The organism is Propioniciclava tarda (assembly GCF_900182665.1).
GTDB classification, from domain to species: Bacteria; Actinomycetota; Actinomycetes; order Propionibacteriales; family Propionibacteriaceae; genus Propioniciclava; species Propioniciclava tarda.
This window is the reverse complement of record NZ_FXTL01000011.1, coordinates 16,177-39,735: the sequence shown is the minus strand read 5'-3', so window position 1 is coordinate 39,735 and position 23,559 is coordinate 16,177. Positions and strand designations below refer to the sequence as shown.

Below are 23,559 nucleotides of genomic sequence, written 5' to 3'. Positions count from 1 at the left end.
ACGCCGAGGGCCCGGTTTCGGCCGTGATCACTAGACTCCCGCTACTGTCTGCCGCCCGATCGGAGCCCCATGTCCGCCATCGACCTCATCGCGACGATTCCCGTCGGGTCGGACACGTTCGCCACGGCCCGCGACATGCTGCTCGCCTACGGTCGGCTCGTCTCGGCCGAGCCCGGCAACGAGCGCTTCGAGGTCTACTCGGACGCCGCCGCGTCCGCTTTGATCGTGGTCGAGCGGTACTCCTCGCAGCAAGCGTTCGACGCTCACCTGGCCGATCCGGCGAACGCCGACTTCAACGGACGCCTAGGTGCCTTGCTGGACGGCGGCGGGTCGTCGCTGCAGCTGCTCGACCGGCTCGGCTGAGTCCGATAAATCCTCCGGCCTGCGTAGGGGCCGACGGGGCAATTCATAAGAATCTGCGCTCAATCCGGCTAATCTTGACGCCCCTTCCGCCGTCCGGAGACAATCGCGCATGCGTACTGCTGTGAAGGTTGATGCCCCCGTCCTGGCCCAGGATGCCGCCTGGCTGAAGATCAAGACGGCCGCGACGGCCCTGGCCGCCCTGCAGTCGCCCAACGGCGCGATCGAGGACGTGGCGCGGCACCAAGCGGCACGGTCACACGTCGACGAGCTGGTGGCGGGCATCCGCGAGCTGGCGCCCCAGTTCGACCACGACGAGGCGTACCTCACGACACTCGTGACCGACGTCGAGGCGTGGGCGTCCGGCGGCTTCCCGGAGCCCGACTTCGGGGCCTCTCTGCGGGCCTTCCAGCCTCAGTTGCAGCGCGTCGACGGACTGCTGCACCTGGTGGTGTTCCCGATGTACACCCAAAACGGCTCGCCGGACCGGCACATCGAGGCCGTCCTGATTCAGGTGATCTGGCCCGACTTCCTGGCCGCGCTAGAGGCGTCCGACTACGTCAACCCCGGCTTCCTGTCGATCCGGTTCCTGGACTTCACGGCCGGCTACGACACCAACTCGGCGGTGCTGTTCCCCGAGACCGTGTCGGTCGCCGAGACGCCCGAGTTCACCTGGGGTGCGATCTTCGCCGACCGCGAGGCCGCGCGCTTCCGGCGGGTGCTCAAGGCGGCGTGCGACGTCACCAAGCTGCAGCTGCCAGGGCTGGCGTCCGATCTGCTCACCAGCCAGAAGCTGACCGAAGAGACCTTCGCGATGTGGGACCTCATCCACGACCGGACGCACCTGCGCGGACGGATGCCCTTCGACCCCTTCATGATCAAGCAGCGCATGCCCTACTTCCTCTACACGCTCGAGGAGATGCGCTGCGACCTCACCGCCTTCCGCGAGGCCGTGACGCTCGAGCGCACCATCGCCCGCAAGGCCGAGCCCACGGCGTCCGACCGCAAGCTGCAGGTGCACGCGAAGCTGGTCCAGTACTGCGTCCTGTTCGACCGCATCTTCCGGTTCTCGGTGACCGGGACGCGCGTCCGAAACTACGACGGCCTCGGCGGCCAGCTCCTGTTCAGCTGGCTGCATAAGCGGCGCGTCCTGACGTGGCTGGACGGCGTTCTGTCGTTCGACTGGGACGCCGTCCCGGACGCCGTCATCGCGCTCGGCGACGCGATCGAGGACCTGTACTGGCGCGGCCTCGACCGGCCGCGGGTGTCGCACTGGCTGGCCGCGTACGACCTGATCGCCGACACCGTCGAGCCGCATCCCGCGTCCGTGTGGCGCACCAACGAGCTGCCGCTGACGGGCACGCCCAAGCAGCTCACCGACCTGGTGATGGCCGACGAGTTCCCGCTGTCGATGTTCTACGAGGCGTTCGCGAAGAAGATGCGTCCGGTGATCGCGTCCACGGCCGGGATCACCGGCTCGGACGCCTGATGCGCGTCGTCATCGCCGGGGCTGGGTCGCCGCTGGGGGACGCGTCCGCCGCGGCCCTGTCGGCGGCCGGTCACGAGGTGATCGAGGTGCGGCGTGCCGACTGCGACCTGACCGACTTCGCGGCCGTCCAGGCCCTGGCCGAGCGGTTGGGCGCCGTCGACGGGGTGTTGCACCTGGTCGGCGGCTGGCGCGGGGGTGGAGGTCTGGCGGGCCAGTCGGATGACGACTTCGACTGGCTCTGGACCCGTATCGTCGGGACGCTCCGCAACACCACGCGCGCGTTCCTGCCCGCCATCGCGGCGTCGCCGGCGGGGCGGTTCGCCATCGTCTCGGCCACGGGGCTGGCGCGACCGACGGCGTCCAATGCCAACTATCTCGCAGCGAAGGCGGCCGCGGAGACCTGGCTGCTGGCAACGGGGAATGCGCTCAAGGACGCCCCGGCGTCCGTGCACATCGAGCGCGTCATGGCGCTCGTCTCCGACGCCGACCGCGCGGCCAACCCCGATCGTGACTATTCCAAGTACACCGACGTCCGCGAGCTGGCCGCCCGCTTCGTCGGGTACTGGGCCCAGGCGTAACTCGGCTGCGAGGATGGGTGCGCTTTTGATCCGTCTGCCCACCAAAACCGCACCCATCTCGGGTGGAAAGGACTAGTCCGTGTCGCTGCATGACATCGCCCGGCGCGGGTTCGCGTCCGACAACTACTCCGGCGTCCACCCCGAAATCCTGGATGCCATCGCGGCGGCCAACGGCGGGCATCAGTCCGCGTACGGCAACGACGTGTACACCGCGCGGCTGCAGGAGGTCGTCAAGGGCCACTTCGGTCCGGACGCCGAGGCCTGGCCGATGTTCAACGGCACCGGCGCCAACGTGACGGCGCTGCAGTCGGTGCTCCCGCGCTGGGGGGCGGTCGTGTGCGCGAAGACCGCGCACATCAACGTCGACGAGGGCGGCGCGCCGGAGCGGGTCGGCGGGTTGAAGCTCTACACCGTCGAGACGCCGGACGGAAAGCTCACGCCCGAACTCATCGACCGCGAGGCCTGGGGCTTCGGCGACGAACACCGGGCCCAGCCGCTCGCGGTGTCGATCACGCAGTCGACCGAACTGGGCACGCTGTACACGCCCGCCGAGATCAAGGCGATCTGCGAGCACGCGCATTCGTTGGGGATGGTCGTCCACGTCGACGGGGCCCGACTGTCGAACGCTGCCGCCGCGCTGGGGGTCGGGTTCGCGGCGTTCACCACGGATGCCGGCGTCGACATCCTGTCGCTCGGGGGCACCAAGAACGGCGCGCTCGGCGCGGAGGCGATCGTGGTGCTGCGTCCGGGGGTGGCTCAAGGGCTGGCGTACGCGCGCAAGTACACGATGCAGCTGGCGTCCAAGATGCGCTTCGTCTCGGCGCAGCTGATCGCGCTCTACGAGGGTGATGTGTGGCTGCGCAACGCGTCCCACGCCAACGCGATGGCGGCGCGGCTGCGGTCGGCCCTCGAGGGCGTGCCCGGCGTCGAGTTCTCGCAGCCCACGCAGAGCAACGGGCTGTTCGTCCGGCTGCCCGCCGGCGTCGCGGACGCCGTCCGCGAGCACTACTTCTTCTACGACTGGGACGCCGCGACGTGCGAGGTCCGCTGGATGTGCACCTTCGATACGGACGCCGACGACATCGACGCGTTCGCGGGTCTGGTCAAGGACGCCTGCGCGGCGACGTCCTGAGGGCAACACGAGCGGACCTGCGGCCCGAGCTGGCCGCGGGTGGGCGTATGGACCCCGAACTCATTGGGGCTCCCGCCGCGCGCCCACAGGGCGACTGACTCGTCGGCGTCCGGACGGCCAACCTCGCCGGGATCAAGGTGGTCATTGGGCCCCAGTGGGGGCGCTGATCCCGGGGAAAGGCTTCTGGACGCTGCGCGTCGCGTCCCCTAGACCTTGATGCCAAGCCGGACGCGTCGGCGTCCAGAAACGACGAAGCCCGCCACCGAATCGGTGGCGGGCTCCGTTGTCAGTGCGACGTCAGGAGATGCGCTCCTGGGTCGAATCGTTGAACACGTGCACGCGTCCGGGGGCCACGGCGAACCGGATGCGCGAGCCCCGGTGCATGCCGCCACGGGCGTGCGTGCGGGCGACGAGCTGCTGCGCGTTGAGGCGGTCGTCCTCGGAGAGGCCGGCCAGGGTGCCGTAGACGTTGCCGTCGGCGCCGAGCTCCTCGATGACGGAGACGTCGACCGGGATGCCGCGCTCGTCGTCGGCGAGCGACAGGTGCTCGGGGCGGATGCCGACCGTGGCGGTGTCGCCGGCCTTGGCCAGGACCTCACGGGCGACCGGCACGACGTAGTCGCCGACTTGGACGCCGCCGTCGACGACCCTGCCCTTGATCAGGTTCATGGCGGGGGAGCCGATGAAGCCGGCCACGAAGAGGTTCTTCGGCTTGTCGTACAGGTTCAGGGGGGCGTCCACCTGCTGGAGGATGCCGTCGCGCATGACCGCAACGCGGTCACCCATCGTCATGGCCTCGACCTGGTCGTGCGTGACGTAGACGGTCGTGACGCCGAGGCGCGACTGCAGCGCCGCGATCTGCGTGCGGGTGGCGACGCGGAGCTTGGCGTCCAGGTTCGACAGCGGCTCATCCATGAGGAAGACCTGGGGCGAACGGACGATGGCGCGGCCCATGGCGACGCGCTGACGCTGGCCACCGGACAGAGCCTTCGGCTTGCGGTTGAGGAACTCCTCAAGGCCCAGCAGCTTGGCGGCCTCGGCGACGCGCTGGTCGCGCTCGGCCTTGCCGACGCCGCCCATCTTGAGCGCGAAGCCCATGTTGTCGGCGACCGTCATGTGCGGGTACAGGGCGTAGTTCTGGAAGACCATGGCGATGTCGCGGTCCTTCGGCGGCAACGTCGTGACGTCGCGGTCGCCGATCAGGATCTGACCCGAGTTGACCTCTTCGAGGCCGGCCAGCATGCGCAGCGAGGTCGACTTGCCACAGCCCGAGGGGCCGACGAGCACCATGAACTCGCCGTCGCCGATGGCGAGGTTGAGCTTGTCAACTGAGGGATGGTCCGCGCCCGGGTAAACACGGGTGGCGTCCTTGAAGGTAACGGTGGCCATGCCACATTCCTTTCCACGGGCAGGTACGTGCCCGACGATCCGTAGTGGAAGATGCGGACGCCGTCGGCGTCCATCTCGCATCATGCCATGCCGGGCGGGACTGGCGGAAGCATGCCGCAGCAACGAGCTCTGCGGAGATCGTGGTGGATTTGCTCCCGACGTCGGGGGGTAAATCCACCACCATCGGCGTCGTCGACGTGGACAGTGAGGCCCAGGCCACGCCGGGTAGGCTCCTGCGACGTGGCAGCAGACGACGTCCGACCCGAGTCAACGCCGGCCGAGGCGTCGGCGGACGCGCTGGCGTCCGAGAAGGAGTGGTGGGACGACCCGGCCATGCCGTGGCGGCACAAGCCGTCGCGCGCCGACCTGATCTGCCTCGCTGCGATGGGCATCGTTGTCGTCTACGGGCTGGTGATGCTGCCGCTGCGTCCGGTGATGCTGGGGCTGGCGCCGCATCTGCTCGGCTCGCTCGGGTACCGCACCGGACTCATCATGACGGGCGCGCTCGCCGCCGTCGGCGATGGCGGCTGGCCGCTGGTCCTCCTCGCCGGGTCGTTGATGACGATCAAGTTCGGCTGGATCTATTGGTGGGCCGGCAAGCTGTGGGGCCGCGAGATCCTCGACGTCCTCGCGAAGGACCGCGGTCCCCGCACCCGCGCCTGGTACGACAAAGCCTGGTCCATCGCCCACCGCTTCGACGTGGTAGCGCTGGCGTTCACCTTTGTGCCGATCCCGCTGCCGGGGGCCGTGATCTACGCCGCCCTGGGCGCCGCGGGCACCTCGCTGCGCAAGTTCCTGGCCGTCAGCTTCTTCTGCTCGCTGGTCACGACGGCGGGGTACATGTACGCCGGCTACCTGATCGGCGAGCCCGCGGTCGAGCTGATGGACGTCTACGGCAAGTACCTCTGGTACGTCTCCATCGCGCTCATCGTCGGCATGATCGCCCTTGCCATCTGGCGATCGCGCCGCGCACCGGCCGCCTAGGGCTCGCGATTGTCAGTGGCCTGTTGACAGGTTGGGTTGATGGAACTCAATGTCAACGCCGTGTCCCTGTACACCGTCGACCTGGACGCCGCACGCCGGTTCTACTTGGAGGTGCTCGGACTCGAGGTCGTCCATGAGGAGCCGGGTGACGTGCTCGTCCTCAAGGCCGGATCCCTCTTCCTCAACCTCACCAAGGCGCGTCCCGGCCAGACCGACCCGGGCGAGATCGCGGGCCCGCAGTCGGCGTCCGGCTTCTCCTTCAACGTCTGGGTCGACGACGTGGACGCCGTGGCGGCCGAGCTCGTCGGCCGCGGAGGCGTCCTGCTGACGCTCGTGCGGGACCGTCCGTGGGGCATGCGGAATTTCACGATCGCCGACCCGGCCGGGCATGTCTGGGAGTTCGGGCAGCGGCTGGTCGACTGAGGCGTCCCGGCAAGCGGGAGCAACCGTTGGCGCCCTGCGGCCACCGCCCCCGAAGATGGCGCCCATGACCACGCACACCATCGCCCTGTCGGGCGGCACGCACCTCCCCACGATCGCGCTCGGCACCTGGCCGATGGACGACGCCGAGGCGCGCCGCGTCGTACGGCAGGCCATCGAGCTCGGCTACCGCCACGTCGACACGGCCGAGAACTACGCCAACGAGACGGGCGTCGGGCGGGGGATCGCGGACTCGGGCATCGCGCGCGATCAGATCTTCGTCACGACCAAGTTCAACCGTCGCTGGCACGGTGACGCGGCGTCCGGGCTGAAGGCCAACCTCGAACGCCTCGGCCTGGACTATGTCGACCTCGCGCTGATCCACTGGCCGAACCCGGACCAGGACCTCTACGTGGAGGCCTGGAAGAGCCTCATCGAGCTGCGCGAGCAGGGTCTGGCGCGCGCCATCGGCACGTCGAACTTCAAGCCCGCCCACCTCGACCGGCTGATCGCCGAGACCGGCGTCACCCCTGAGCTGAACCAGATCGAGTGCCACCCTTACCTCGATCGGGCGTCCGAGCGCGCCTATCACGCGGCCCACGGCATCGTCACCGAGGCCTGGAGCCCGTTGGGTCGTGGCAACGGGCTGCTGGACGAGCCGCTCGTCTGTGACCTCGCGGCGTTCTACCGGGTCACGCCCGGCCAGGTCATCCTCGCCTGGGACGTCGCGTTGGGCATGGCGACCTGCCCCAAGTCGTCCGACCCCGGACGCCTCGCCGCGAACCTCGCGGCGGCCGACATCGAACTGTCGGACGCCGACGTCGCGGCCTTGTCCGCCCTGACGGCGTCCGGGATCGAGGCCGTGGACAGCGACGTCTTCGGGCACTGACGCCGAGGTCCCGATCGTCGGATGACGATCGGGACCTGCGGCAGGGGTGGGGCGGGCTAGACCTCTCGGAACTACTTCACTTCGCGCCGCACCAGCCGGACGCTTCCGGCGATCAGCGGCAGCACGACCCAGACGCCGATCGAGACGGCGACCTTGCCCCAATGGACGTCGTTCCAGGCGCCCTGGGCGATGGGGGCCATCGCCGACGAGGTGTTCAGCCAGCTCAGGGCGTCGGCGACCTTGGACCCGATCGCGGACACGGCCTGCAGCAGCATGGGCGTGACGAAGTAGACGACGATCGCGGCGGGGGTGTTCATCAGCAAGGCGCCGAACGCGAAGCCCTGCAGGGTGGCCAGCAGCGTGGCGGCGGCGGACCAGACCAGCACCGCGGCGTCCAGGCGCCAGTCGACCCGCTGGTGGCCGATGCCGGACGCGACGCCCGCGACGGCGAGCGACAGCCCCGCGGCGACCACGCACGAAACCAGCGCCGCGGCGACGAGGGCGCACACTTTGGCGGCCAGCACGCGGAGCCGGCGGGGCTCCAGGGTGAAGGTGACGAGGGCGCCCTGCTGGGTCCATTCGCTGGCGGCCAGCATGATCGCCAGGACCGGCAGCAGCACGGTGAGCGACCCAATCGCGGTGTTGGCCAGCTCGGATGCCAGGAGAGGCTTGCCGGGCGCGAACTCGGCGGAGCCGTAGGCCAGCAGCGCAGTGGTCAGAGTGGCCAGGGCGAACGTGGCGATGAGGAGCCACCGTCCGGCGCGGGTGTCGACGAGCTTGCGGGCCTCGACGGCCACGAGGCGCCCGAGGGCGACGGTGGGCGCTGCGGAGGAGGCGTGGGCCGCGGTGCGGGGGGAGCTTCCGAAAGTGTCGGAGGGGGCGTGCAGGCTGTGATCGGCGGTGGTGGTCATGATGCGAGTCCTTCACGGGAGGTGGTGGCGGTGAGACGGAGGTAGGTGTCTTCGAGGCGTCCGGTGGAGCCGAGCACGTCGGCGGGGGAGCCGTCCGCGAGGATGCGGCCGGCGCCGATGATGATCAGCTGGTCGGCGACCTGCTCGACCTCGTGCAGCAGGTGCGAGCTCAGCAGCACGGTGCAGCCGCGGGAGGCGGCGTTGCGGAGCAGGTCGCGCATCCAGACGATGCCGGCAGGGTCGAGGCCGTTGGCGGGCTCGTCCAGGATGAGCACGGACGGGTCGCCGAGGAGGGCCATGGCGATCCCGAGGCGCTGCTTCATGCCGAGGGAGTAGGTGCCGACGCGCTTGCGCGCCTCCTTGTCGGTGAGGCCGACGAGGTCGAGCACCTCAGCGATGCGGGTGCGTCCGACGCCCTGGGCGAGGGCGGCGAGCGCGAGGTTCTCGCGGCCGCTGCGTCCGGGGTGCAGGGCGTCGGCGTCCAGCAAGGAACCGACGCGCGAGGCCGGGTTGGGCAGCTGTGCATAGGGGACGCCGAGAACGGTCGCGCCGCCGGACGTGGGCGGCGTGAGGCCGAGGATGGCCCGCAGCGTCGTGGACTTGCCGGCTCCGTTCGGGCCGAGGAAGCCGGCGACGGTGCCCGGCTTGACGGTGAAGGAGACGTCGTTGACGGCGTTGGTGTCGCCGTACCGCTTGGTGAGGTGGGTCACTGTGATCATGGCTTCACCCTGGTCGCGCCACCCGGACGCCCACAGCGGACCCCGGTCTCCGGCGTCCGTGACGTGCGGCCAGCCCCAGGTAGACCAAAGTCGCGTCCAGGCCGACTTGGGTCATCGGACGCCGACGCGTCCGTTCCCTAGGGTTGGGTGCATGAGTGCCCCGGCGTCCCTGCGACAAGGCCGCTCCGCGCCGCGGAGAAGTGGACCCGTGCGTCGAGATGTGGTCACGGGAGCGGCGGCGGCCCTCTTCGTGAGCTGCCCCGCGCCCGCAGCGGGGCCCAGGCACATCGAGGCGCGGGCATGAGCGCCAGGGCCACCTTGCGCGACATGTTCGAGCCCGCGTGTCTGCCCGCGCCCCCGCTCGACGGCTTGTCCACCACCTGGCGCTACGCCCTGGCCGGGTTCGGCTACCTGGGCTACCTCGGCACCATGATCGGGGTCAAGGCGTTTGAGGCCAGTGTTGGTGGGGCGTCCCCCTCGGGCGGCGCCTCGGCGCTCCCCTCGGCGGCGTCCACGACCGTGGCCACCACCCCGGACGGTGCCGGGGTGGTGACGGTCGATCCCGTGCTGTCGGAGATGCCCACGGGGCTCCTGGTCGTGGACGGTCTCATCGGTGCCGCGGCTTTGTGGGCGATCCGGTACCGACGCCGTTGGCCGTTCGGGCTGTTCATGGTGCTGACGACTGCTTCTGTGGTGTCGAACTCGCTGTGGGTCGTCATGGTCTGGTCGTTCATCTCGCTCTGTTCGCGACGCGACGTCAAGAAGATCGGCTGGGGGATCGCCTACACGATCGCGCTGAGCATCCTGGCGTCCCTCTTTCTGCCGTGGCAGCGTCGAAACTTCGAGTCGTTCGCGACCCTGGGTCCGTTCGGTTACGCGATGCCCTTCCTGTCGACCATGCTGATGATGGCCATCGTCGCCTTGCTCGGCATGTACTACGGCGTCCGCCAGGACCGGGCCGCCGGCGTCCAGGATCGTGCCGCGAATGCCGATCGGGATCGGGAACTGGCCGTCCTGGGTGAGCGCAACCGGATCGCCCGCGAGATGCACGACGTGCTCGCCCACCGCATCTCGCTGGTGTCGATGCACGCCGGCGCGCTGGCCTACCGGACGGACCTGCCGCCCGAGAAGACGCGCGAGATCGCCGGCATCATCCAGGAGAACGCGCACGCGTCCCTGACCGAGCTGCGCAGCGTCTTGTCGACGCTGCGCGACGGGCAACTGGACGCCGCCGGCTCGCCCGCCGCACCCCAGCCCAGCCTGGTCGACCTCCCCGGACTCATCGGCCAGGCCCGGTCGCTCGGCCAACGCGTCAACCTGGACGCGTCGATCGACCTGGCGACCGTGCCCGCCGTGACGGCGCGGCACGTCTTCAGGATGATCCAGGAGTGCCTCACCAACGCGCGCAAGCATGCGCCCTACGCGGTCACGGACGTCGTCTTGGCCGGCGAGCCTGGCGTCGGGCTCACGATCCGCGTCAGCAACCCGTTGGCGCCGAGTGGCGCCGGCCTTCCCGGAGCTGGCCTCGGGCTGATCGGCATCCGTGAACGGGCGGGCATGCTGGGCGGCCAGGTGAACGCGGGGGTCTATCAAGGTCGATTCGTCGTGGACGGCTGGGTGCCCTGGCCCGCCGCCACCGGTTAGGAAGGTCTCACCATGGACTCCTCACAGATTCGCATCGTGATCGTCGATGACGACGCGCTGGTCCGGACGGGACTCGGCCTCATCCTCGGCGGCAGCCCTGACCTTGCGGTGGTGGGGGAGGCGGCTGACGGCGTCCAGGGCGTGGCGGTCGTCGCAGAGCTCAAGCCCGACGTCGTCCTGATGGACATCCGCATGCCGAACAAGGACGGACTGACCGCCACCGCCGACATTCTGGCCAAGCCGGACGCCCCCAAGATCATCGTGCTGACCACGTTCGACAGCGACGACATGGTGTTGAAGGCACTGCAGGCCGGGGCATCCGGGTTCCTACTGAAGGACACCCCGCCGGCCAAGATGGTCGACGCCATCCGGGCCGTGGACGCCGGCGAGACGACCCTGTCGCCCAGCGTGATCTCGCAGGTGGTGGCGGTTGCCACCCGCAGCGCGGGCGACGGGCGCGTCGAGCGCGCGCTGGCCGACCTGGCCGGACTGACCGAGCGCGAGCGCGAGGTCGCCGTGCTGATCGGTCAGGGCCTGGCCAACGCGGAGATCGGCAAGCAGTTGTTCATGTCGATCGCCACCGTCAAGTCGTACGTGACGCGCATCTTCTACAAGCTGGGCGTCGACAATCGCGTCCAGGTGGCGATGAAGGTTCACGACGCTGGCCTGGTCTGAGGCCGACGGCTGCCCCTTGCTGGCCACACATCACCTGCCACGTGGGGAACCGGCTGTTCGCGGAACGACCGCGTAGGTGTCAGTCGGACGCCCGGCTGAAGATGCCCACGACGAAGTCGGACGCGGGCGTGAACGGACGCAGGTCCCAGGTCGAGAAGGCCTCGTCGAGCGCCAAGCCGGAGGCCGCGGCGTCCGCGAAGAAGTCGTCGAAGGCGTAGCCGCGTCCGGCGCCGAAGCCGGCGACGAGGCGTCCGGTCGGCGCCAGCAGCGCGGCCAAGTTGGCCAGAATCGGACGCCGCGTGTCCGGATGGACGAAGCCCAAGACGTTGCCGGCGCACAGGATCGCGTCGTACGCCGTGGGGGCGGCGTCAGGCAGAGTAAACCGCGCGAGATCCCCGACGACATAGGTCGGGCCCGGGTCGTCCGCCTCGGCGGCTGCGATCAGCACGGGATCCAGGTCCACGCCCACCACACGATGACCGGCGCGGTGCAGGTAGCCGCAGTGGCGTCCGGGACCGCAGCCGGCGTCCAGGATCGCCGAGCCGCGCGGCACCATCGCGTCGATCAGGCGCGCCTCGCCGACGAGGTCGGCGCCTTGGTCGGCCATCGTCTTGAAGCGCTGCACGTACCGGGCCGAATGCCCCGGGTCGCGTTCGATCATGAGAGCCCACTGGCTCTTGGGAGAGTCCACGAGCCCCCGACAGGATTCGAACCCGCGACCCTCCGCTTACAAGGCGGAAGCTCTACCAACTGAGCTACAGGGGCTTGGCCGGATGGCCGTCGGCCGCCAACCTTACCCGTCGCCCCACCCGTCTGCGACGCCCAGCCGCGACCTCAGCGGACGCCGGGCGCGCCGACGAACACCTGCGCGTCTCCGGTCACGGACACGGTCGGGTTGTTCGCCGGGATCAGCACCGCCTGGCCGTGCTCCAACTCCAGATCTCGGACGCCGTCGCTCAGCTTGGCTCGTCCACGGGTGACGAGGGCGATGCGCAACCTGCCGTCTGCAGGCACGGAAGCGACCCGCTGGGGCTGAGACTCCAGTCGCCAGACCGCGAACTCGGCGAAGCCGGTGTCGTAGCGGTGTACGCCCGGGGCGTCCTCGACGCCGTCGTGAATGACGGGGGTGAGTTCGTCGAAGTCGACCAGGCGCACCAGTTCGTCGACGGCGATGTGCTTTTGGGTCAGACCGCCGCGCAGGACGTTGTCCGAGCTGGCCTGCACCTCGACGCCCGTGCCGAACAGGTGGGCATGCATGGTGCCCGGCGGGATGACGACGGCTTGACCGGGCGCCAAGTGGACCTGGTTCATCAGACAGGCCGCCATGATGCCGGGGTCGGCGGGGAAGTGGGAGTCCAGTTCGATCACGAGGCGGGCGAACTCGCCCAGCTCTCCTGGGGCATCGGCGTGCGCGACGGCCGCGACGAGCACGCGGTTGAGGATCTCGGCGCGATCGTCGACGAGGCTCAAAACGTCCAGGAAAACCTCTTCGGTGGCAGCCGAGCCCCGCCGGAACACGAGGGGGCCGATCACGGGGTCGACCACGTCACCCACGCCGAGTTCGGTGAACAGGTCCCAGGTGCGCTGGGGGTTGCGGAAGCCCATCAGCAGCGCGAACTCCGACAGCGCGACGAGAATTTCGGGCTTGCCCGATTGGTCCTTGTAGCAGCGCAACGGATCGTCCAGGGCCAGGCCCACGGCGTCCTCGCGGGCGTAGCCCTCGATCGCCTTCTCGGTGGGAGGATGGGCCTGGAGCGAGAGGGCGTGGCGGGCGGAGAGAAGCTTGATCAGGAACGGCATCCGGAAGTCGAACGCACCCGCGGCCTCGCCGAGCAGGGACGGGTCGGACGCGATCAGCTCATCGAGGCGGACGCCGTCGGCAGTCGCTGGCGCGGACGGGTGGGCGCCCAGCCAGTACTCGGCGTACGGGCGACCGTCCGCGGGGATGCCGAGGATCGCCGGAATGGCGTCTGTCGTACCCCAGGGGTAGTGCATCGCCGTGCCGTGGATCTCCTGCATGGTGGGAGTCTGTCGCCTTCCGGTGGTCCTGCGCTGGGCCTCTACCTGCCACGTGTGCCGTGTGGGGCCAGCCTCAGCGCTCACCAGTTTGTCACCCGCCCCCGCGTCAGGGCCAAATGACAGAGGTGTCATTCGGATCTATGATGGCCGACATGCTGCAGTTGGCCGAGTCGCTTCCGACGCCGTCGGGCGACCTTTCCGAGCGCGACGCCGCCATCCTCGACTTCGAGGCGTCCTGGTGGTCGGCGCCCGGTCTGAAGGAGGCCGAGATCCGCGAGCGGTTCGACCTGTCGGCGCCGCGCTACTTTCAGATCCTCAACGGTCTCCTGGACGACCCGGCCGCGATGGCGTACGCCCCGCTGCTCGTGAAGCGCCTGCGCCGCCTGCGGTCGCAGCGCCAGGAGAGCCGCTCTGCGCGCCACCTGACCACGTCCGCCCTGGTCTGAGCGTTTTCGTCCGTCTTAGCTGGGCCCTGCCTCGCTTTCAACCGCGTCCTCGCGTCCGCTCTGGGCCGAGGTCAGTTCCTCACGTCCGGACGCCGTCGCTGCGGCCGGTGCAGGGCCGATTCCACGTAGGAGCCGCTGACGAGGCCCGCCTGCTTCTCGAACACGTTGCCGATCGCTGGATCGCGGAACCGCAGCCACGACCACGCGGCCGCCGCGCCGTAGAGCGGGAAGAACGCCAGCCCGAGACGGTAGTACTGCCAGGCGTGCCGGCTCTCGTGGCCCAGCACCCCCGGTGAGGACGCCTCCAGCTCGTCGAACGTCCGGGCGGTCAGCACGACGTTGCCCACGGTGAACGCCCCCGCGATCGGGAACTTCAGCCTGTACCCCTCGGCGAGGATCAGCCCCTCCGGCCCCGGACGCCGCCGGGCACGCCCCAGCCGCGCCACGAGCAGCCCGAACCCCGTGGTGAGGTTGAGCCGGTTCACGAGCGCGCGGCGCCGGACGGCGTCCGGTGAAGTCGGGCGGTGCCGGGTGGCGGGGCTCACGGCGTCCATCATCACAGACCCTCGGCTGCCCGGACGCGCGGTTTCGGCCGACAGCGAGGGAGGTCAAGTCCCCCAGCCGGCCACGTAGCCCGAACCGAGCGATCGACCCCCTGCGCCGTTTGCACTCCCCTAGGGCGAGTGCTAAAAAGGTGATTAGCACTCTCAGTGTGAGAGTGACAACCAACGGGGCCTGGCCCCGAGCATTGACTGCAAGACTCGATGAGGTCCGAAAGGGCCGTCCGTCGCGGGCATCGTCTCTTGACTACCACACCAACCCGGGAGGGTGACCTCCCGACACCGGAAGGGCAGCCAAGCACAACATGGCAAAGCTGATTGAATTCGACGCCGAGGCCCGCCGCGGGCTCGAGCGGGGCATGAACACCCTCGCCGACGCCGTTCGCGTGACCCTCGGCCCCAAGGGCCGCAACGTGGTGCTCGAGAAGAAGTGGGGTGCCCCCACGATCACCAACGACGGCGTCTCCATCGCCAAGGAGATCGAGCTCGAGGACCCCTTCGAGAAGATCGGCGCCGAGCTGGTCAAGGAGGTCGCCAAGAAGACCGACGACGTGGCCGGCGACGGCACCACGACCGCGACCGTGATCGCCCAGGCGATGGTCCGCGAGGGCCTGCGCAACGTGACCGCCGGCGCCAACCCGATGAGCCTCAAGAAGGGCATCGAGAAGGCCACGGCCGCCATCGTCGCGCAGCTCGCCGAGATGTCGCGTCCGGTCGAGACCAAGGAGCAGATCGCGGCGACGGCGTCCATCTCGGCCGCTGACACCACGGTCGGCGACATCATCGCCGAGGCGATGGACAAGGTCGGCAAGGAAGGCGTCATCACCGTCGAGGAGTCGAACACGTTCGGCCTCGAGCTGGAGCTGACCGAGGGCATGCGCTTCGACAAGGGCTACATCTCGGGCTACTTCGTCACCGACACCGAGCGCATGGAGGCCGTCCTGGACGACCCCTACATCCTCATCGCGAACACCAAGATTTCGTCGCTGAAGGACCTGCTGCCGGTCCTCGAGAAGGTCATGCAGTCGGGCAAGCCGCTGCTGGTCATCGCCGAGGACGTCGACGGTGAGGCCCTCGCCGGCCTGATCGTCAACAAGATCCGCGGCACGTTCAAGTCCATCGCGGTCAAGGCCCCCGGCTTCGGCGATCGCCGCAAGGCCATGCTGGCCGACATCGCGATCCTGACCGGCGGCCAGGTCGTCTCCGAGGAGGTCGGCCTCAAGCTGGACGCCGTCACGACCGACCTGCTCGGCCGCGCGAAGCGCGTCATCGTCACCAAGGACGAGACGACGATCATCGAGGGCGCGGGCGAGTCCGATCAGATCGCCGGACGGGTCAAGCAGATCCGCGCCGAGATCGAGAAGTCGGACTCCGACTACGACCGCGAGAAGCTGCAGGAGCGCCTCGCCAAGCTGGCCGGCGGCGTTGCCGTCATCAAGGTCGGCGCGGCCACCGAGGTCGAGCTCAAGGAGCGCAAGCACCGCATCGAGGACGCCGTCCGTAACGCGAAGGCCGCCGTCGAGGAGGGCATCGTCCCCGGTGGTGGCGTGGCGCTGGTCCAGGCCGCCAAGGACGTCAAGCTCGACCTTGAGGGCGACGAGGCCACGGGCGCGAACATCGTGTTCGTCGCCTGCGACGCTCCGCTGAAGCAGATCGCCGTCAACGCCGGCCTCGAGGGCGGCGTCGTGGCCGAGAAGGTCAAGGGCCTGCCCCTGGGCGAGGGCCTCAACGCGGCCACCGGCGAGTACGTGAACATGGTCAAGTCCGGCATCATCGATCCGGCCAAGGTCACCCGCTCGGCGCTGCAGAACGCGGCGTCCATCGCGGCGCTGTTCCTGACGACCGAGGCCGTCATCGCCGACAAGCCGGAGAAGGCACCGGCCATGCCGGCCGGCGACGGTGGCATGGGCGGCATGGACTTCTGAGCCGCTTGAACCCAACCGAGGGCGTCCCTGCTGCGGCAGGGGCGCCCTCGGTGCTTGTGGCGTGGGGTCGGGCGTCGGCGTCCGAGCTGTTGCGCGGACTGCTGGGTGAGCCGGTGGTCGTCCGGCACCTCTGCCCGGCGTGCGGTTCGTCCGAGCATGGACGCCCCTGGCTCCGGCCGGCCGAGGGTGGTCGCGAAGAGTTGGCGGATCTGGGACTGGTAGTCCCGTCCCCAACCCGTCCGCTCTTGGGTGGCACGGACCGCGGTGGCCGTGCGAGGGTCCGGGCCCCCGACGTGTCGATCGCCCACGCGGGTGGTCTCACGCTGGTGGGGCTGTGTTGGTCCGGCCGCGTCGGTGTCGACCTCGAACCGCTGGACGCCGCCGCGCCGGCCGTCGTCCGGCACCCGAACGACCCGGACCTGTCGCCCATCGAGCTGTGGGTCCGCAAGGAGGCCTACCTGAAAGCGACCGGGGACGGGCTGCGGCGTCCGATGGATTCGATCGCCCTTGGCGCAACGGACGCGACGTGGGGCTTGATCGAGGTCCCTGGCTGCGTTGCCGCCTGGTCTTGGGTGGCCAGTTCTTGATTGCTGGCGGACTAGGTCTCGCTACGCGCGACTCATTCCGCCACCAAGAGGTCAGGCAGGCGGGGCGGGAAGGTCCACCTCGTCGAGCCAGGCCGTGAAGAGCGGCCCCAGATCGACCGCCGTGTGGCGTCCGGCGAGCGCGATGAAGTCGGCGGTCGAGACGTTGCCGCCTGAGAACGTCGTCACCCAGTCGCGGCACAGGGTGAAGAACGCCTCGTCGCCCAGGGCGGCGCGCAGCGCGTGCAGCGTCAGGGCGCCGCGCTTGTAGACCCAGTCGTCGAAGGTGTTGGGACGCCCCGGGTCGGTGAGGGGGGCGGGCTGGTCCTCGGCGGCCAGGATCGTCCAGTGGTGGCGGGCCCGCTCGTTCGCGGACGCCAGCCCCCGGCGCTCCGACCACAGCCACTCGGTGTAGCAGGCGAAGCCCTCGTGCAGCCAGATGTCGCGCAGCTGCGCCGCCGTCACCGCGTTGCCGAACCACTGGTGGGCCAGTTCGTGAACGACCAGGCGCTCGTTGTCCCAGCCGGGTTCGAGGTGGTTGGTGCCGAACGTCGCCATCGCCTGCGCCTCGAGCGGGATCTCCAGCGGGTCGTCCACGACCACCGCGTCGAAGGCGTCGAAGGGGTACGGGCCGAACCACTCCTCGCAGGCGTCCAGCATGGCCGGCAGCCTCGGGAAGGGGCTGCCGGACGGGATGCTCCGCGCCGGATGCGTCAGCGTCAGCCGATCGCCCAGCGACGTCTGGACGAGGCGTCCGATCACCAACGACACCAGATAGGACGCCGTCGGCGCGGCCTCGGCGAAGGTCGCCGAGGCGCGTCCGCCCCGGGCGGACGAGGCCAGCAGGCGTCCGGTGGCGACGACGCGATAGGCGGCGTCCGTGGTGACGGTGATGCGGTAGGTGGCCTTGTCGTCGGCACGATCGTTGCAGGGGAACACCGACGGCGCGCCGTAGGGCTGCGAGGCGACCAGGACGCCGTCGGTCAGCTCCTCCCAGCCGGCGGGGCCGTAGGGGCCGGGCACCGGGGCGGGCTTGCCGCCGTACTCGACGACGAGCTCGGCCGACGTGCCGGCGTCCAACCTGGTCGCCAGCCGGACGACGACGGCGCGGTCCTTGACCGTGACCTTGCGGGGCTTGGCGCCGTCGACGCGGACGCGATCGACGCTCAGGCCGGACAGGTCGAGGCGGACGGCGTCCAGCGGCTCGAGGGCCTCGATCAGGAGGGTGGCGCGTCCGTGGAGGCGGTTCGTCGCCAGCCGGTAGTCGAGGTCGAGGTCATAATGCCGGACGCCGTACGACGGGTCGCCGTGCCCCGGCAGGTAAGGATCGGGCCACGTGCGCACTCGTCGATCCTGCCACACCGGCGCTCGGCCCTGAGTTCCCGGGTGGGTGGGAAGGCGGTGCTGGACGCCACCCGCCACCCAGCTGGGCGACCGCTGTCGGCCCTGGGGGCCGGATGCGGCACGCGGGGAGGGGAGGTCAGTCCTGGTCGACCCACGGACGGATCGGGTTGCCGATCCAGCGCGTGTAGCGGGGGACGGCCTCGCCGCGCATCACCAGGGACGCCGGACCGATCGTCGCGTGCCGCCCCACGGACGCCCCCGGCAGGACCACGCTGTTCGGGCAGATGGTGGCCCCTGCCTTGACGACCACCGAGTCGAGCGCGAGGACGCGGTCGTGGAACAGGTGGGTCTGGACGACGGTGCCGCGCCCGATCGTGGCGCCGTCGCCGATGTCGACCAGGTCGGGCTCGGGCAGCCAGTACGTCTCGCACCAGACGCCGGTGCCGATGCGGGCGCCCAACAGGCGCAGCCACACGTTGAGCAGCGGCGTCCCGGTGGCCCAGCGCGCGAACCAGGGCGCCGTGACCAGCTCGACGAACTGGTCGGCCAGCTCGTTGCGCCACACGAACGAGCTCCACAGCGGGTGTTCGCCGGCCCGGACGCGTCCGACGAGGGCCCGCTTGGGCAACACGGACAACCACGTGGACGCCACGCCAGCCACGATCAGGACGCCTCCGCCGAGTAGCGCCGCGAGCCACCACGAGACGGACGCCAGCGCCAACAACGCCGCCACGACGAGCACCGCCAGCGCCAGCGAGACCATCAGGGCGACGATGCGCGTTGCCTCGACCGCGGCCCGGGCCACCCGGAGTAGCGTCGGCGGGTCGTAGGTGAGGCTCGTGTCGGCCTTGGTCACCTGCCGCCGCAACGGGGCCGGCGGGCTGCCGATCCAGGAGCTGGCCTTCTTGGCGTCCGAGCGGGCCGGCGCGGACGACAGCACGGCCACCAGCCCGCGGGCGGGCACCTTGCGTCCGGGCCCGGCCATGCCCGAGTTACCGAGGAAGGCGTGCTTGCCGACGCGCGTCCGGTCGACGCGCAGCCAGCCGCCGCCCAGCTCGTAGCCGCCCAGCAGCGTGTCGTCGGCCAGGAACGCGTGCTCGCCGACGCTGGCCAGCTTGGGGATCAGCAAGACCGTGGACGCCTCCGCGCCCGTCCCGATCTCGGCGCCGAGCAGGCGGAGCCAGACCGTGGTGAACCAGCCCGCGTAGAGCGGGTAGAGCCAGTGCCGCGCCTCGTCCAGCAGCCGGATGGTCGCCCACGCGGCGAGCCCGCGTCCGCTGTGCACGGGGTAGTGGCCCTCGCGGACGAAGAGCCCCGTGAGCCGCACCAGCGCCCAGACCAGCACCGCGGTCACCGCGAACCCCGCGAGGGTCGCGATCGGCAGCCACGCCAGGACGTGGCCCAGCAGCGTCCCCAGGCCGGCGCCCACGGGCGCGGACGCCAGCGCCACGGCCAGCCCGGACGCGAGCCCGGCCACCGGGACGGCCGCGATGACCACCGAGGCCAGCGCGTAGCCCAGCAGCCAGGCCGGACGCCGCGGCGGCGTCCCGGGCCAGGGGCCGCGCGCGTGGCGCGCGACGGGGTGGGCGGGGGAGCCGGTCCAGAACTCGCCGTCGGGGATCGCGCCCGTGACGGCCGACCCGGGGCCGACCTCGGCGCCGGCCCCGACGACGGCACCCGGGCCGAGCGTCGAGCGCATGCCGACGCGGGCGTCCGGACCGATCGTGATGTCGCCGATGACGAGCCGGTCCCCGTCGATCCAGTAGCCCGAGAGGTCGGCCTCGATCTCGACACTGCAACCGTCGCCGAGCGTGAGCAGGCCGGTCACCGGGGGGACGGTGTGCAGGTCGACGTCGCGCCCGACCCGCGCGCCCAGCAGCCGGGCGTACCAGCGCAGGCCCACGGACCCGGCCGTGCTGGTGGCTCCGAGCTCTTCGGCGAGGCGTTCGGCGATCCACAGGCGCAGGTGCGTCGTGCCGCCGCGCGCGTACTCGCCCGGCCGGACGCCGCGCAGCAACACCCGCGCCCCGAGCGCGGCGAGCAGCATGCGTCCCGGCGGGAGGACGAACAGCACCCACCCGAGCGCCACGACCGGCCACGGCACCGGCTCGATCGGCAGCCGCAGCCAGCCCGCGAGGTTCACGGCCGTCGCCAGCCACGTCAGCCAGCGCAGGGCGCCGATCGTGCGCAGGACGCCCGTGGCCACCAGTTGCACCGACTGCGATCGGCGCCGCACCGGCGTCACCTTGTCGTTCAGCCGGGTCTCGGGGGCGTCCAGGGCGGCGAGGTGCGCGGCCTGGGCGCCGAGCATCGGATGGTCGTAAACGTCCGTGACGCCGGCGTCCGGGTAGCGCTCGCGGATGCCCGCGATCAGGTGCGCGACGCCCAGCGACGTGCCGCCGAGGTCGAAGAAGTCAGCGGCGGCGTCCGTCACGGACGCGCCGAGGATGCCGGACCAGAGTCCCGCCAGCCAGGTCTCGTCGCTGGTCAACTCCTGATCGGGCGCCGTCGGCTCCGGTAGGGCGAGGGGCCAGGGCAGGGCGTCCCGGTCGATCTTGCCGGACGTGCGGGTCGGCAGGACGTCCACGACGGCGAGCCGCGGGACGAGCGAGGCGGGCAGTTCGGCGCGCAGCCGAGCGGTCGCGGCGACCGGGTCGAAGCCGGGCTCGGCGGCGACGTAGCCGATCAGCACCTGCGTCCCGGACGCCGTGGTCCGGACCGCGGCTGCGGCCCCCCGCACGCCGGGCAAGGAGGTCAGGGCGGCGTCCAACTCGCCCAGCTCGATGCGGCGTCCGCCGACCTTGACCTGGTCGTCGGCGCGGCCGACGAACAGCAGACCGTCCGGGTCGTCGACCACGAGGTCGCCCGAGCGGTAGGCCCGCGTCCAGCCGAGCGAGGGCAGCGGGGCGTACTTCTCGGCGTCCTTGGTCGCGTCCAGGTAGCGGGCCAGACCGATGCCGCCGATGACCAGTTCGCCCGTTCCCCCGGACGCCACGGGCCGGCCGTCGGCGTCCACCACGGCGAGATCCCAGCCGTCGAGGGGCCAGCCGATCCGCACCGGCTGGTCGGGGAACACCCGCGCCCCGCACGCGACGACCGTGGCCTCGGTGGGGCCGTAGGTGTTCCAGACCTCGCGCGCGTCGGTGGCGAACCGAGCGCCGATCTCGGGCGGGCACGCCTCCCCGCCGAGGATCAGCAGCCGGACGCGTCGCATCGCCTCCGGCGGCCAGAGCAGCACGAGGGTGGGCACCGTCGAGACCACCGTGATGCGGTGCGCGACGAGCCACGGGCCGAGATCCATGCCGGACTTCACCAGCGACCGCGGCGCGGGCACCAGGCAGGCGCCGTGCCGCCAGGCCAGCCACATCTCCTCGCAGGAGGCATCGAAGGCGACCGACAGCCCAGCCATCACGCGATCGGTCTCGTTGATGGGCTCGTCGGCGAGGAAGAGCCGCGCCTCGGCGTCCACGAAAGCGGCCGCGGACCGGTGGCTGACGGCGACGCCCTTCGGCTTGCCCGTCGAGCCGGAGGTGAAGATGATCCAGGCGTCGTCGTCCGGCGTGACGGTCGGCAGGGGCGCGATGGGGGGACGCGCCGGCCCGCGCGTCGTCAGCGCCAGGTCGTCACCGAGGACCGCCGCGACGCCCGCCTCGTCGAACACGGTGCGGGCGCGCTCGTCAGGGTCGTCGGCGTCCACCGGCACGTAGGCCGCGCCGGCCAGCAGGATGCCGATGATGCCCACGTACAGGTCCGTCGTGCCGGACGCGATCCGGACGCCGACCCGGTCGCCGCGTCCGACGCCGTGCGCCGCCAGGTCGGACGCGACCTCAGCCGCGGCGTCCAGCAGTTCCTCGTAGGTGAGCACGTGGACGCCGTTGTCGAGGGCGCGGGCGTCCGGGACGTCGCCGACCGTCGCACGGAGCACGTCGACGAGCGTGCGCTCCGGGGGCGCCAGGTGCGCACGCCGCAATGACACTGGTTCGACTCCGATCGCTCTGGCTTCGCAGCGTAGCGACGCCAGGTGAACGGAGGTCGAACTGAACAGTTGTCGAGCCCTGGTCCTCGGACCGGGTGGGCGAGCCGGCGGCCGTTGGGCGTAGCGTTTGCAGGCTGTGGACGCCTCGGCGTCCGACCTGGGGAGGCTGAGATGAGCGGCTTGCGGCACGACCGCGCGCTCTTTCGCGACCCCACGTTCGTGCTGTTCTTCGTGGCCCGATCGATCGGCACGCTCGGCGGGTCGTTCGCGCCAGTGGCGCTGGCGTTCTCGATCCTGCACCTGCCGCACGGGACGCCCGGCCTGCTCTCGATCGTGCTCGCCTGCGAGTCGATCCCGATGGTGGCGTTCATGCTGCTCGGCGGCGTGGTGGCCGATCGGTTCCCGCGCGCCGCAGTGCTGCGGGTCGGCCTCGGGCTGAGCTTCGCGGCGTTCGTCCTGCTCGGGGCCATGATTCTGATCGGTTGGACGCCGTTGCTCGCGTTGGGCGCCGCGTCGGCCTTGAGCGGCACCGGCATCGCCCTGATCTACCCGGCGCTGACCGGGCTCATCCCCGAGATCCTTCCGCCGGCCCAGCTTCAGGAGGGCAACGGCATCCTGGGCATCGCCCGCAACGCGGCGTCCATCGTGGGGCTGGTGGCGTCCGGCGCGATGGTGGCGCTGGTCGGCGGAGCGTGGGCGCTGATCGTAGGCGGCTCGCTGTTCGCCGTCGCGGGCATCCTGACCCTGTGGCTGCCCCAGGGTCGGCGCCAGCCCGGAGGGCTCTCGGCGCGCGGCGTCCTCGGGGATCTTCGCGACGGCTGGCGCGAGTTCGTCGCCCACGAGTGGCTGTGGGTCGTGGTGGCCCAGTGGTCGTTCCTGGTGCTGTTCTTCTCGGCCGCGACCGGCGTTGTTGGTCCGGTGTTGGCGAACGACCAGCTGGGTGGCGCCGGACCCTGGTCCTGGATCCTCGCCGCCGAAGCCGTCGGCATGGTGCTCGGCGGATTCTTCGCCATGCGGTGGCGTCCGGCGCGGCCGATCCTTGCCGCCGTGCTGGCGGGCGCGGTGGCCATTCCGGTGCCGTTCCTCTGCCTCGGCCTAGGCGCGCCCCTGGTCGCCGACATCGTCGCCATGGCCTTCTCCGGGGTCTCGTTCGGCGTCTTCGGCGTCCTGTGGCCGACGACCATGCAGCAGCGCGTGGCTCCGGACGCCCTCTCGCGCGTGTCGTCCTATGACGCGCTCGGGTCGCTGATCTTCCAGCCGCTGGGGCTGCTCATCGGCGGTCCGGCCACGGTGGTGCTCGGTGCTCGCACCGCCATGACGGTGTGCGGCCTGGCACTCGTCGTGTTGTGCGTCCTGCCCCTGATCTCCCGGGACGTCCGGACCGTCGGCCCCGGCGTCCGGACCGAGGTTCTCGAGTCGACCGACGCGTCCTGAGCGGACGCGGCCCGGCGCCCACCCCTGAGCACGGGCGACGCTTCGCCGCGCAACCCGGATCTGCGCACTCTCAGCTGCCGA

At 70.7% G+C, this 23,559-nt stretch carries 21 protein-coding genes and 1 tRNA gene; 13 read left to right on the top strand and 9 right to left on the bottom strand.

Going from position 1 to position 23,559, the window contains the following annotated elements; genetic code table 11:
- Positions 1 to 69: 69 nt before the first annotated feature.
- The 4 genes from FN821_RS09255 (at position 70) to FN821_RS09240 (ending at position 3,559) form a co-directional block, all read left to right on the top strand.
- The gene (locus FN821_RS09255; protein WP_131172325.1) at positions 70 to 363 is read left to right on the top strand and encodes a putative quinol monooxygenase; all 294 of its coding nucleotides are present in this window, start codon (positions 70 to 72) and stop codon (positions 361 to 363) included.
- Positions 364 to 472: 109 nt separating this feature from the next.
- A complete protein-coding gene (locus FN821_RS09250) occupies positions 473 to 1,849 on the top strand; it encodes a DUF6421 family protein (protein ID WP_131172324.1) in 1,377 nt (458 codons plus the stop codon).
- On the top strand, positions 1,849 to 2,427 hold the full coding sequence (locus FN821_RS09245; protein WP_131172323.1) for an SDR family NAD(P)-dependent oxidoreductase: 579 nt from the start codon (positions 1,849 to 1,851) through the stop codon (positions 2,425 to 2,427). The genes FN821_RS09250 and FN821_RS09245 overlap by 1 nt, the downstream gene beginning before the upstream one ends.
- 79 nt (positions 2,428 to 2,506) lie before the next feature.
- Entirely contained in the window at positions 2,507 to 3,559 is a 1,053-nt protein-coding gene (locus tag FN821_RS09240; protein WP_131172322.1) for a threonine aldolase family protein, read from the top strand.
- 297 nt (positions 3,560 to 3,856) lie between these two features.
- Here the strand turns inward: FN821_RS09240 and FN821_RS09235 are convergent, their stop codons facing one another.
- Positions 3,857 to 4,948 (bottom strand): ABC transporter ATP-binding protein, encoded by a 1,092-nt coding sequence (locus FN821_RS09235; protein ID WP_131172321.1) that lies wholly within the window; start codon positions 4,946 to 4,948, stop codon positions 3,857 to 3,859.
- Between the two features lie 240 nt (positions 4,949 to 5,188).
- Here FN821_RS09235 and FN821_RS09230 point away from each other — a divergent pair, with 240 nt between their 5' ends.
- From FN821_RS09230 to FN821_RS09220, 3 genes are all read left to right on the top strand, one after another.
- Complete coding sequence (locus tag FN821_RS09230; RefSeq protein ID WP_131172320.1) at positions 5,189 to 5,932, top strand: DedA family protein; 744 nt, start codon at positions 5,189 to 5,191, stop codon at positions 5,930 to 5,932.
- 39 nt (positions 5,933 to 5,971) lie between these two features.
- Positions 5,972 to 6,355 (top strand): VOC family protein, encoded by a 384-nt coding sequence (locus FN821_RS09225; RefSeq protein WP_131172319.1) that lies wholly within the window; start codon positions 5,972 to 5,974, stop codon positions 6,353 to 6,355.
- A gap of 64 nt (positions 6,356 to 6,419) precedes the next feature.
- On the top strand, positions 6,420 to 7,241 hold the full coding sequence (locus FN821_RS09220) for an aldo/keto reductase (RefSeq protein ID WP_338324584.1): 822 nt from the start codon (positions 6,420 to 6,422) through the stop codon (positions 7,239 to 7,241).
- Between the two features lie 71 nt (positions 7,242 to 7,312).
- Here the strand turns inward: FN821_RS09220 and FN821_RS09215 are convergent, their stop codons facing one another.
- Positions 7,313 to 8,152 (bottom strand): ABC transporter permease, encoded by an 840-nt coding sequence (locus FN821_RS09215; protein ID WP_131172317.1) that lies wholly within the window; start codon positions 8,150 to 8,152, stop codon positions 7,313 to 7,315.
- The gene (locus tag FN821_RS09210) at positions 8,149 to 8,871 is read right to left on the bottom strand and encodes an ABC transporter ATP-binding protein (protein WP_131172316.1); all 723 of its coding nucleotides are present in this window, start codon (positions 8,869 to 8,871) and stop codon (positions 8,149 to 8,151) included. The genes FN821_RS09215 and FN821_RS09210 overlap by 4 nt, the downstream gene beginning before the upstream one ends.
- Positions 8,872 to 9,171: 300 nt before the next feature.
- Between FN821_RS09210 and FN821_RS09205 the strand changes: the two genes are divergently transcribed.
- A complete protein-coding gene (locus tag FN821_RS09205; protein WP_131172315.1) occupies positions 9,172 to 10,515 on the top strand; it encodes a sensor histidine kinase in 1,344 nt (447 codons plus the stop codon).
- 12 nt (positions 10,516 to 10,527) lie between these two features.
- On the top strand, positions 10,528 to 11,190 hold the full coding sequence (locus FN821_RS09200) for a response regulator (protein ID WP_131172314.1): 663 nt from the start codon (positions 10,528 to 10,530) through the stop codon (positions 11,188 to 11,190).
- A gap of 79 nt (positions 11,191 to 11,269) precedes the next feature.
- On the opposite strand, the gene FN821_RS09195 is transcribed toward FN821_RS09200, so the two are convergent.
- From FN821_RS09195 to manA, 3 genes are all read right to left on the bottom strand, one after another.
- Positions 11,270 to 11,851: a class I SAM-dependent methyltransferase gene (locus FN821_RS09195; protein WP_131172313.1), complete on the bottom strand. Its 582-nt coding sequence runs from the start codon at positions 11,849 to 11,851 to the stop codon at positions 11,270 to 11,272.
- 31 nt (positions 11,852 to 11,882) lie between these two features.
- Positions 11,883 to 11,955, bottom strand: a tRNA-Thr gene (locus FN821_RS09190).
- Positions 11,956 to 12,024: 69 nt separating this feature from the next.
- Complete coding sequence (gene manA / locus FN821_RS09185) at positions 12,025 to 13,209, bottom strand: mannose-6-phosphate isomerase, class I (protein ID WP_131172312.1); 1,185 nt, start codon at positions 13,207 to 13,209, stop codon at positions 12,025 to 12,027.
- Positions 13,210 to 13,361: 152 nt separating this feature from the next.
- Here manA and FN821_RS09180 point away from each other — a divergent pair, with 152 nt between their 5' ends.
- Positions 13,362 to 13,655 carry a DUF3263 domain-containing protein gene (locus FN821_RS09180; RefSeq protein ID WP_206662067.1) on the top strand — a complete coding sequence of 98 codons (294 nt, stop codon included), beginning with the start codon at positions 13,362 to 13,364 and terminating at the stop codon, positions 13,653 to 13,655.
- 71 nt (positions 13,656 to 13,726) lie between these two features.
- On the opposite strand, the gene FN821_RS09175 is transcribed toward FN821_RS09180, so the two are convergent.
- A complete protein-coding gene (locus FN821_RS09175) occupies positions 13,727 to 14,200 on the bottom strand; it encodes a hypothetical protein (RefSeq protein WP_206662066.1) in 474 nt (157 codons plus the stop codon).
- Between the two features lie 320 nt (positions 14,201 to 14,520).
- Here FN821_RS09175 and groL point away from each other — a divergent pair, with 320 nt between their 5' ends.
- Positions 14,521 to 16,140: a chaperonin GroEL gene (gene groL, locus FN821_RS09170; RefSeq protein ID WP_131172310.1), complete on the top strand. Its 1,620-nt coding sequence runs from the start codon at positions 14,521 to 14,523 to the stop codon at positions 16,138 to 16,140.
- 50 nt (positions 16,141 to 16,190) lie between these two features.
- On the top strand, positions 16,191 to 16,727 hold the full coding sequence (locus FN821_RS09165; RefSeq protein ID WP_131172309.1) for a 4'-phosphopantetheinyl transferase family protein: 537 nt from the start codon (positions 16,191 to 16,193) through the stop codon (positions 16,725 to 16,727).
- A gap of 51 nt (positions 16,728 to 16,778) precedes the next feature.
- Here the strand turns inward: FN821_RS09165 and FN821_RS09160 are convergent, their stop codons facing one another.
- On the bottom strand, positions 16,779 to 18,068 hold the full coding sequence (locus tag FN821_RS09160; protein ID WP_131172308.1) for a M1 family metallopeptidase: 1,290 nt from the start codon (positions 18,066 to 18,068) through the stop codon (positions 16,779 to 16,781).
- 136 nt (positions 18,069 to 18,204) lie between these two features.
- The gene (locus FN821_RS09155; protein WP_241660186.1) at positions 18,205 to 21,993 is read right to left on the bottom strand and encodes a Pls/PosA family non-ribosomal peptide synthetase; all 3,789 of its coding nucleotides are present in this window, start codon (positions 21,991 to 21,993) and stop codon (positions 18,205 to 18,207) included.
- Positions 21,994 to 22,215: 222 nt separating this feature from the next.
- On the opposite strand from FN821_RS09155, the gene FN821_RS09150 reads away from it, so the two are divergent.
- Positions 22,216 to 23,478: an MFS transporter gene (locus FN821_RS09150; RefSeq protein WP_131172307.1), complete on the top strand. Its 1,263-nt coding sequence runs from the start codon at positions 22,216 to 22,218 to the stop codon at positions 23,476 to 23,478.
- Positions 23,479 to 23,559: the final 81 nt, after the last annotated feature.

Bases quoted from the DNA above. Each gene is read 5' to 3' on its own strand.
- FN821_RS09255 (WP_131172325.1), top strand. From the start codon at position 70: ATGTCCGCCATCGACCTCATCGCGACGATTCCCGTCGGGTCGGACACG.
- FN821_RS09250 (WP_131172324.1), top strand. From the start codon at position 473: ATGCGTACTGCTGTGAAGGTTGATGCCCCCGTCCTGGCCCAGGATGCC.
- FN821_RS09245 (WP_131172323.1), top strand. From the start codon at position 1,849: ATGCGCGTCGTCATCGCCGGGGCTGGGTCGCCGCTGGGGGACGCGTCC.
- FN821_RS09235 (WP_131172321.1), bottom strand. From the start codon at position 4,948: ATGGCCACCGTTACCTTCAAGGACGCCACCCGTGTTTACCCGGGCGCG.
- FN821_RS09225 (WP_131172319.1), top strand. From the start codon at position 5,972: ATGGAACTCAATGTCAACGCCGTGTCCCTGTACACCGTCGACCTGGAC.
- FN821_RS09220 (WP_338324584.1), top strand. From the start codon at position 6,420: ATGACCACGCACACCATCGCCCTGTCGGGCGGCACGCACCTCCCCACG.
- FN821_RS09215 (WP_131172317.1), bottom strand. From the start codon at position 8,152: ATGACCACCACCGCCGATCACAGCCTGCACGCCCCCTCCGACACTTTC.
- FN821_RS09210 (WP_131172316.1), bottom strand. From the start codon at position 8,871: ATGATCACAGTGACCCACCTCACCAAGCGGTACGGCGACACCAACGCC.
- FN821_RS09205 (WP_131172315.1), top strand. From the start codon at position 9,172: ATGAGCGCCAGGGCCACCTTGCGCGACATGTTCGAGCCCGCGTGTCTG.
- FN821_RS09200 (WP_131172314.1), top strand. From the start codon at position 10,528: ATGGACTCCTCACAGATTCGCATCGTGATCGTCGATGACGACGCGCTG.
- FN821_RS09195 (WP_131172313.1), bottom strand. From the start codon at position 11,851: ATGATCGAACGCGACCCGGGGCATTCGGCCCGGTACGTGCAGCGCTTC.
- manA (WP_131172312.1), bottom strand. From the start codon at position 13,209: ATGCAGGAGATCCACGGCACGGCGATGCACTACCCCTGGGGTACGACA.
- FN821_RS09180 (WP_206662067.1), top strand. From the start codon at position 13,362: ATGCTGCAGTTGGCCGAGTCGCTTCCGACGCCGTCGGGCGACCTTTCC.
- groL (WP_131172310.1), top strand. From the start codon at position 14,521: ATGGCAAAGCTGATTGAATTCGACGCCGAGGCCCGCCGCGGGCTCGAG.
- FN821_RS09150 (WP_131172307.1), top strand. From the start codon at position 22,216: ATGAGCGGCTTGCGGCACGACCGCGCGCTCTTTCGCGACCCCACGTTC.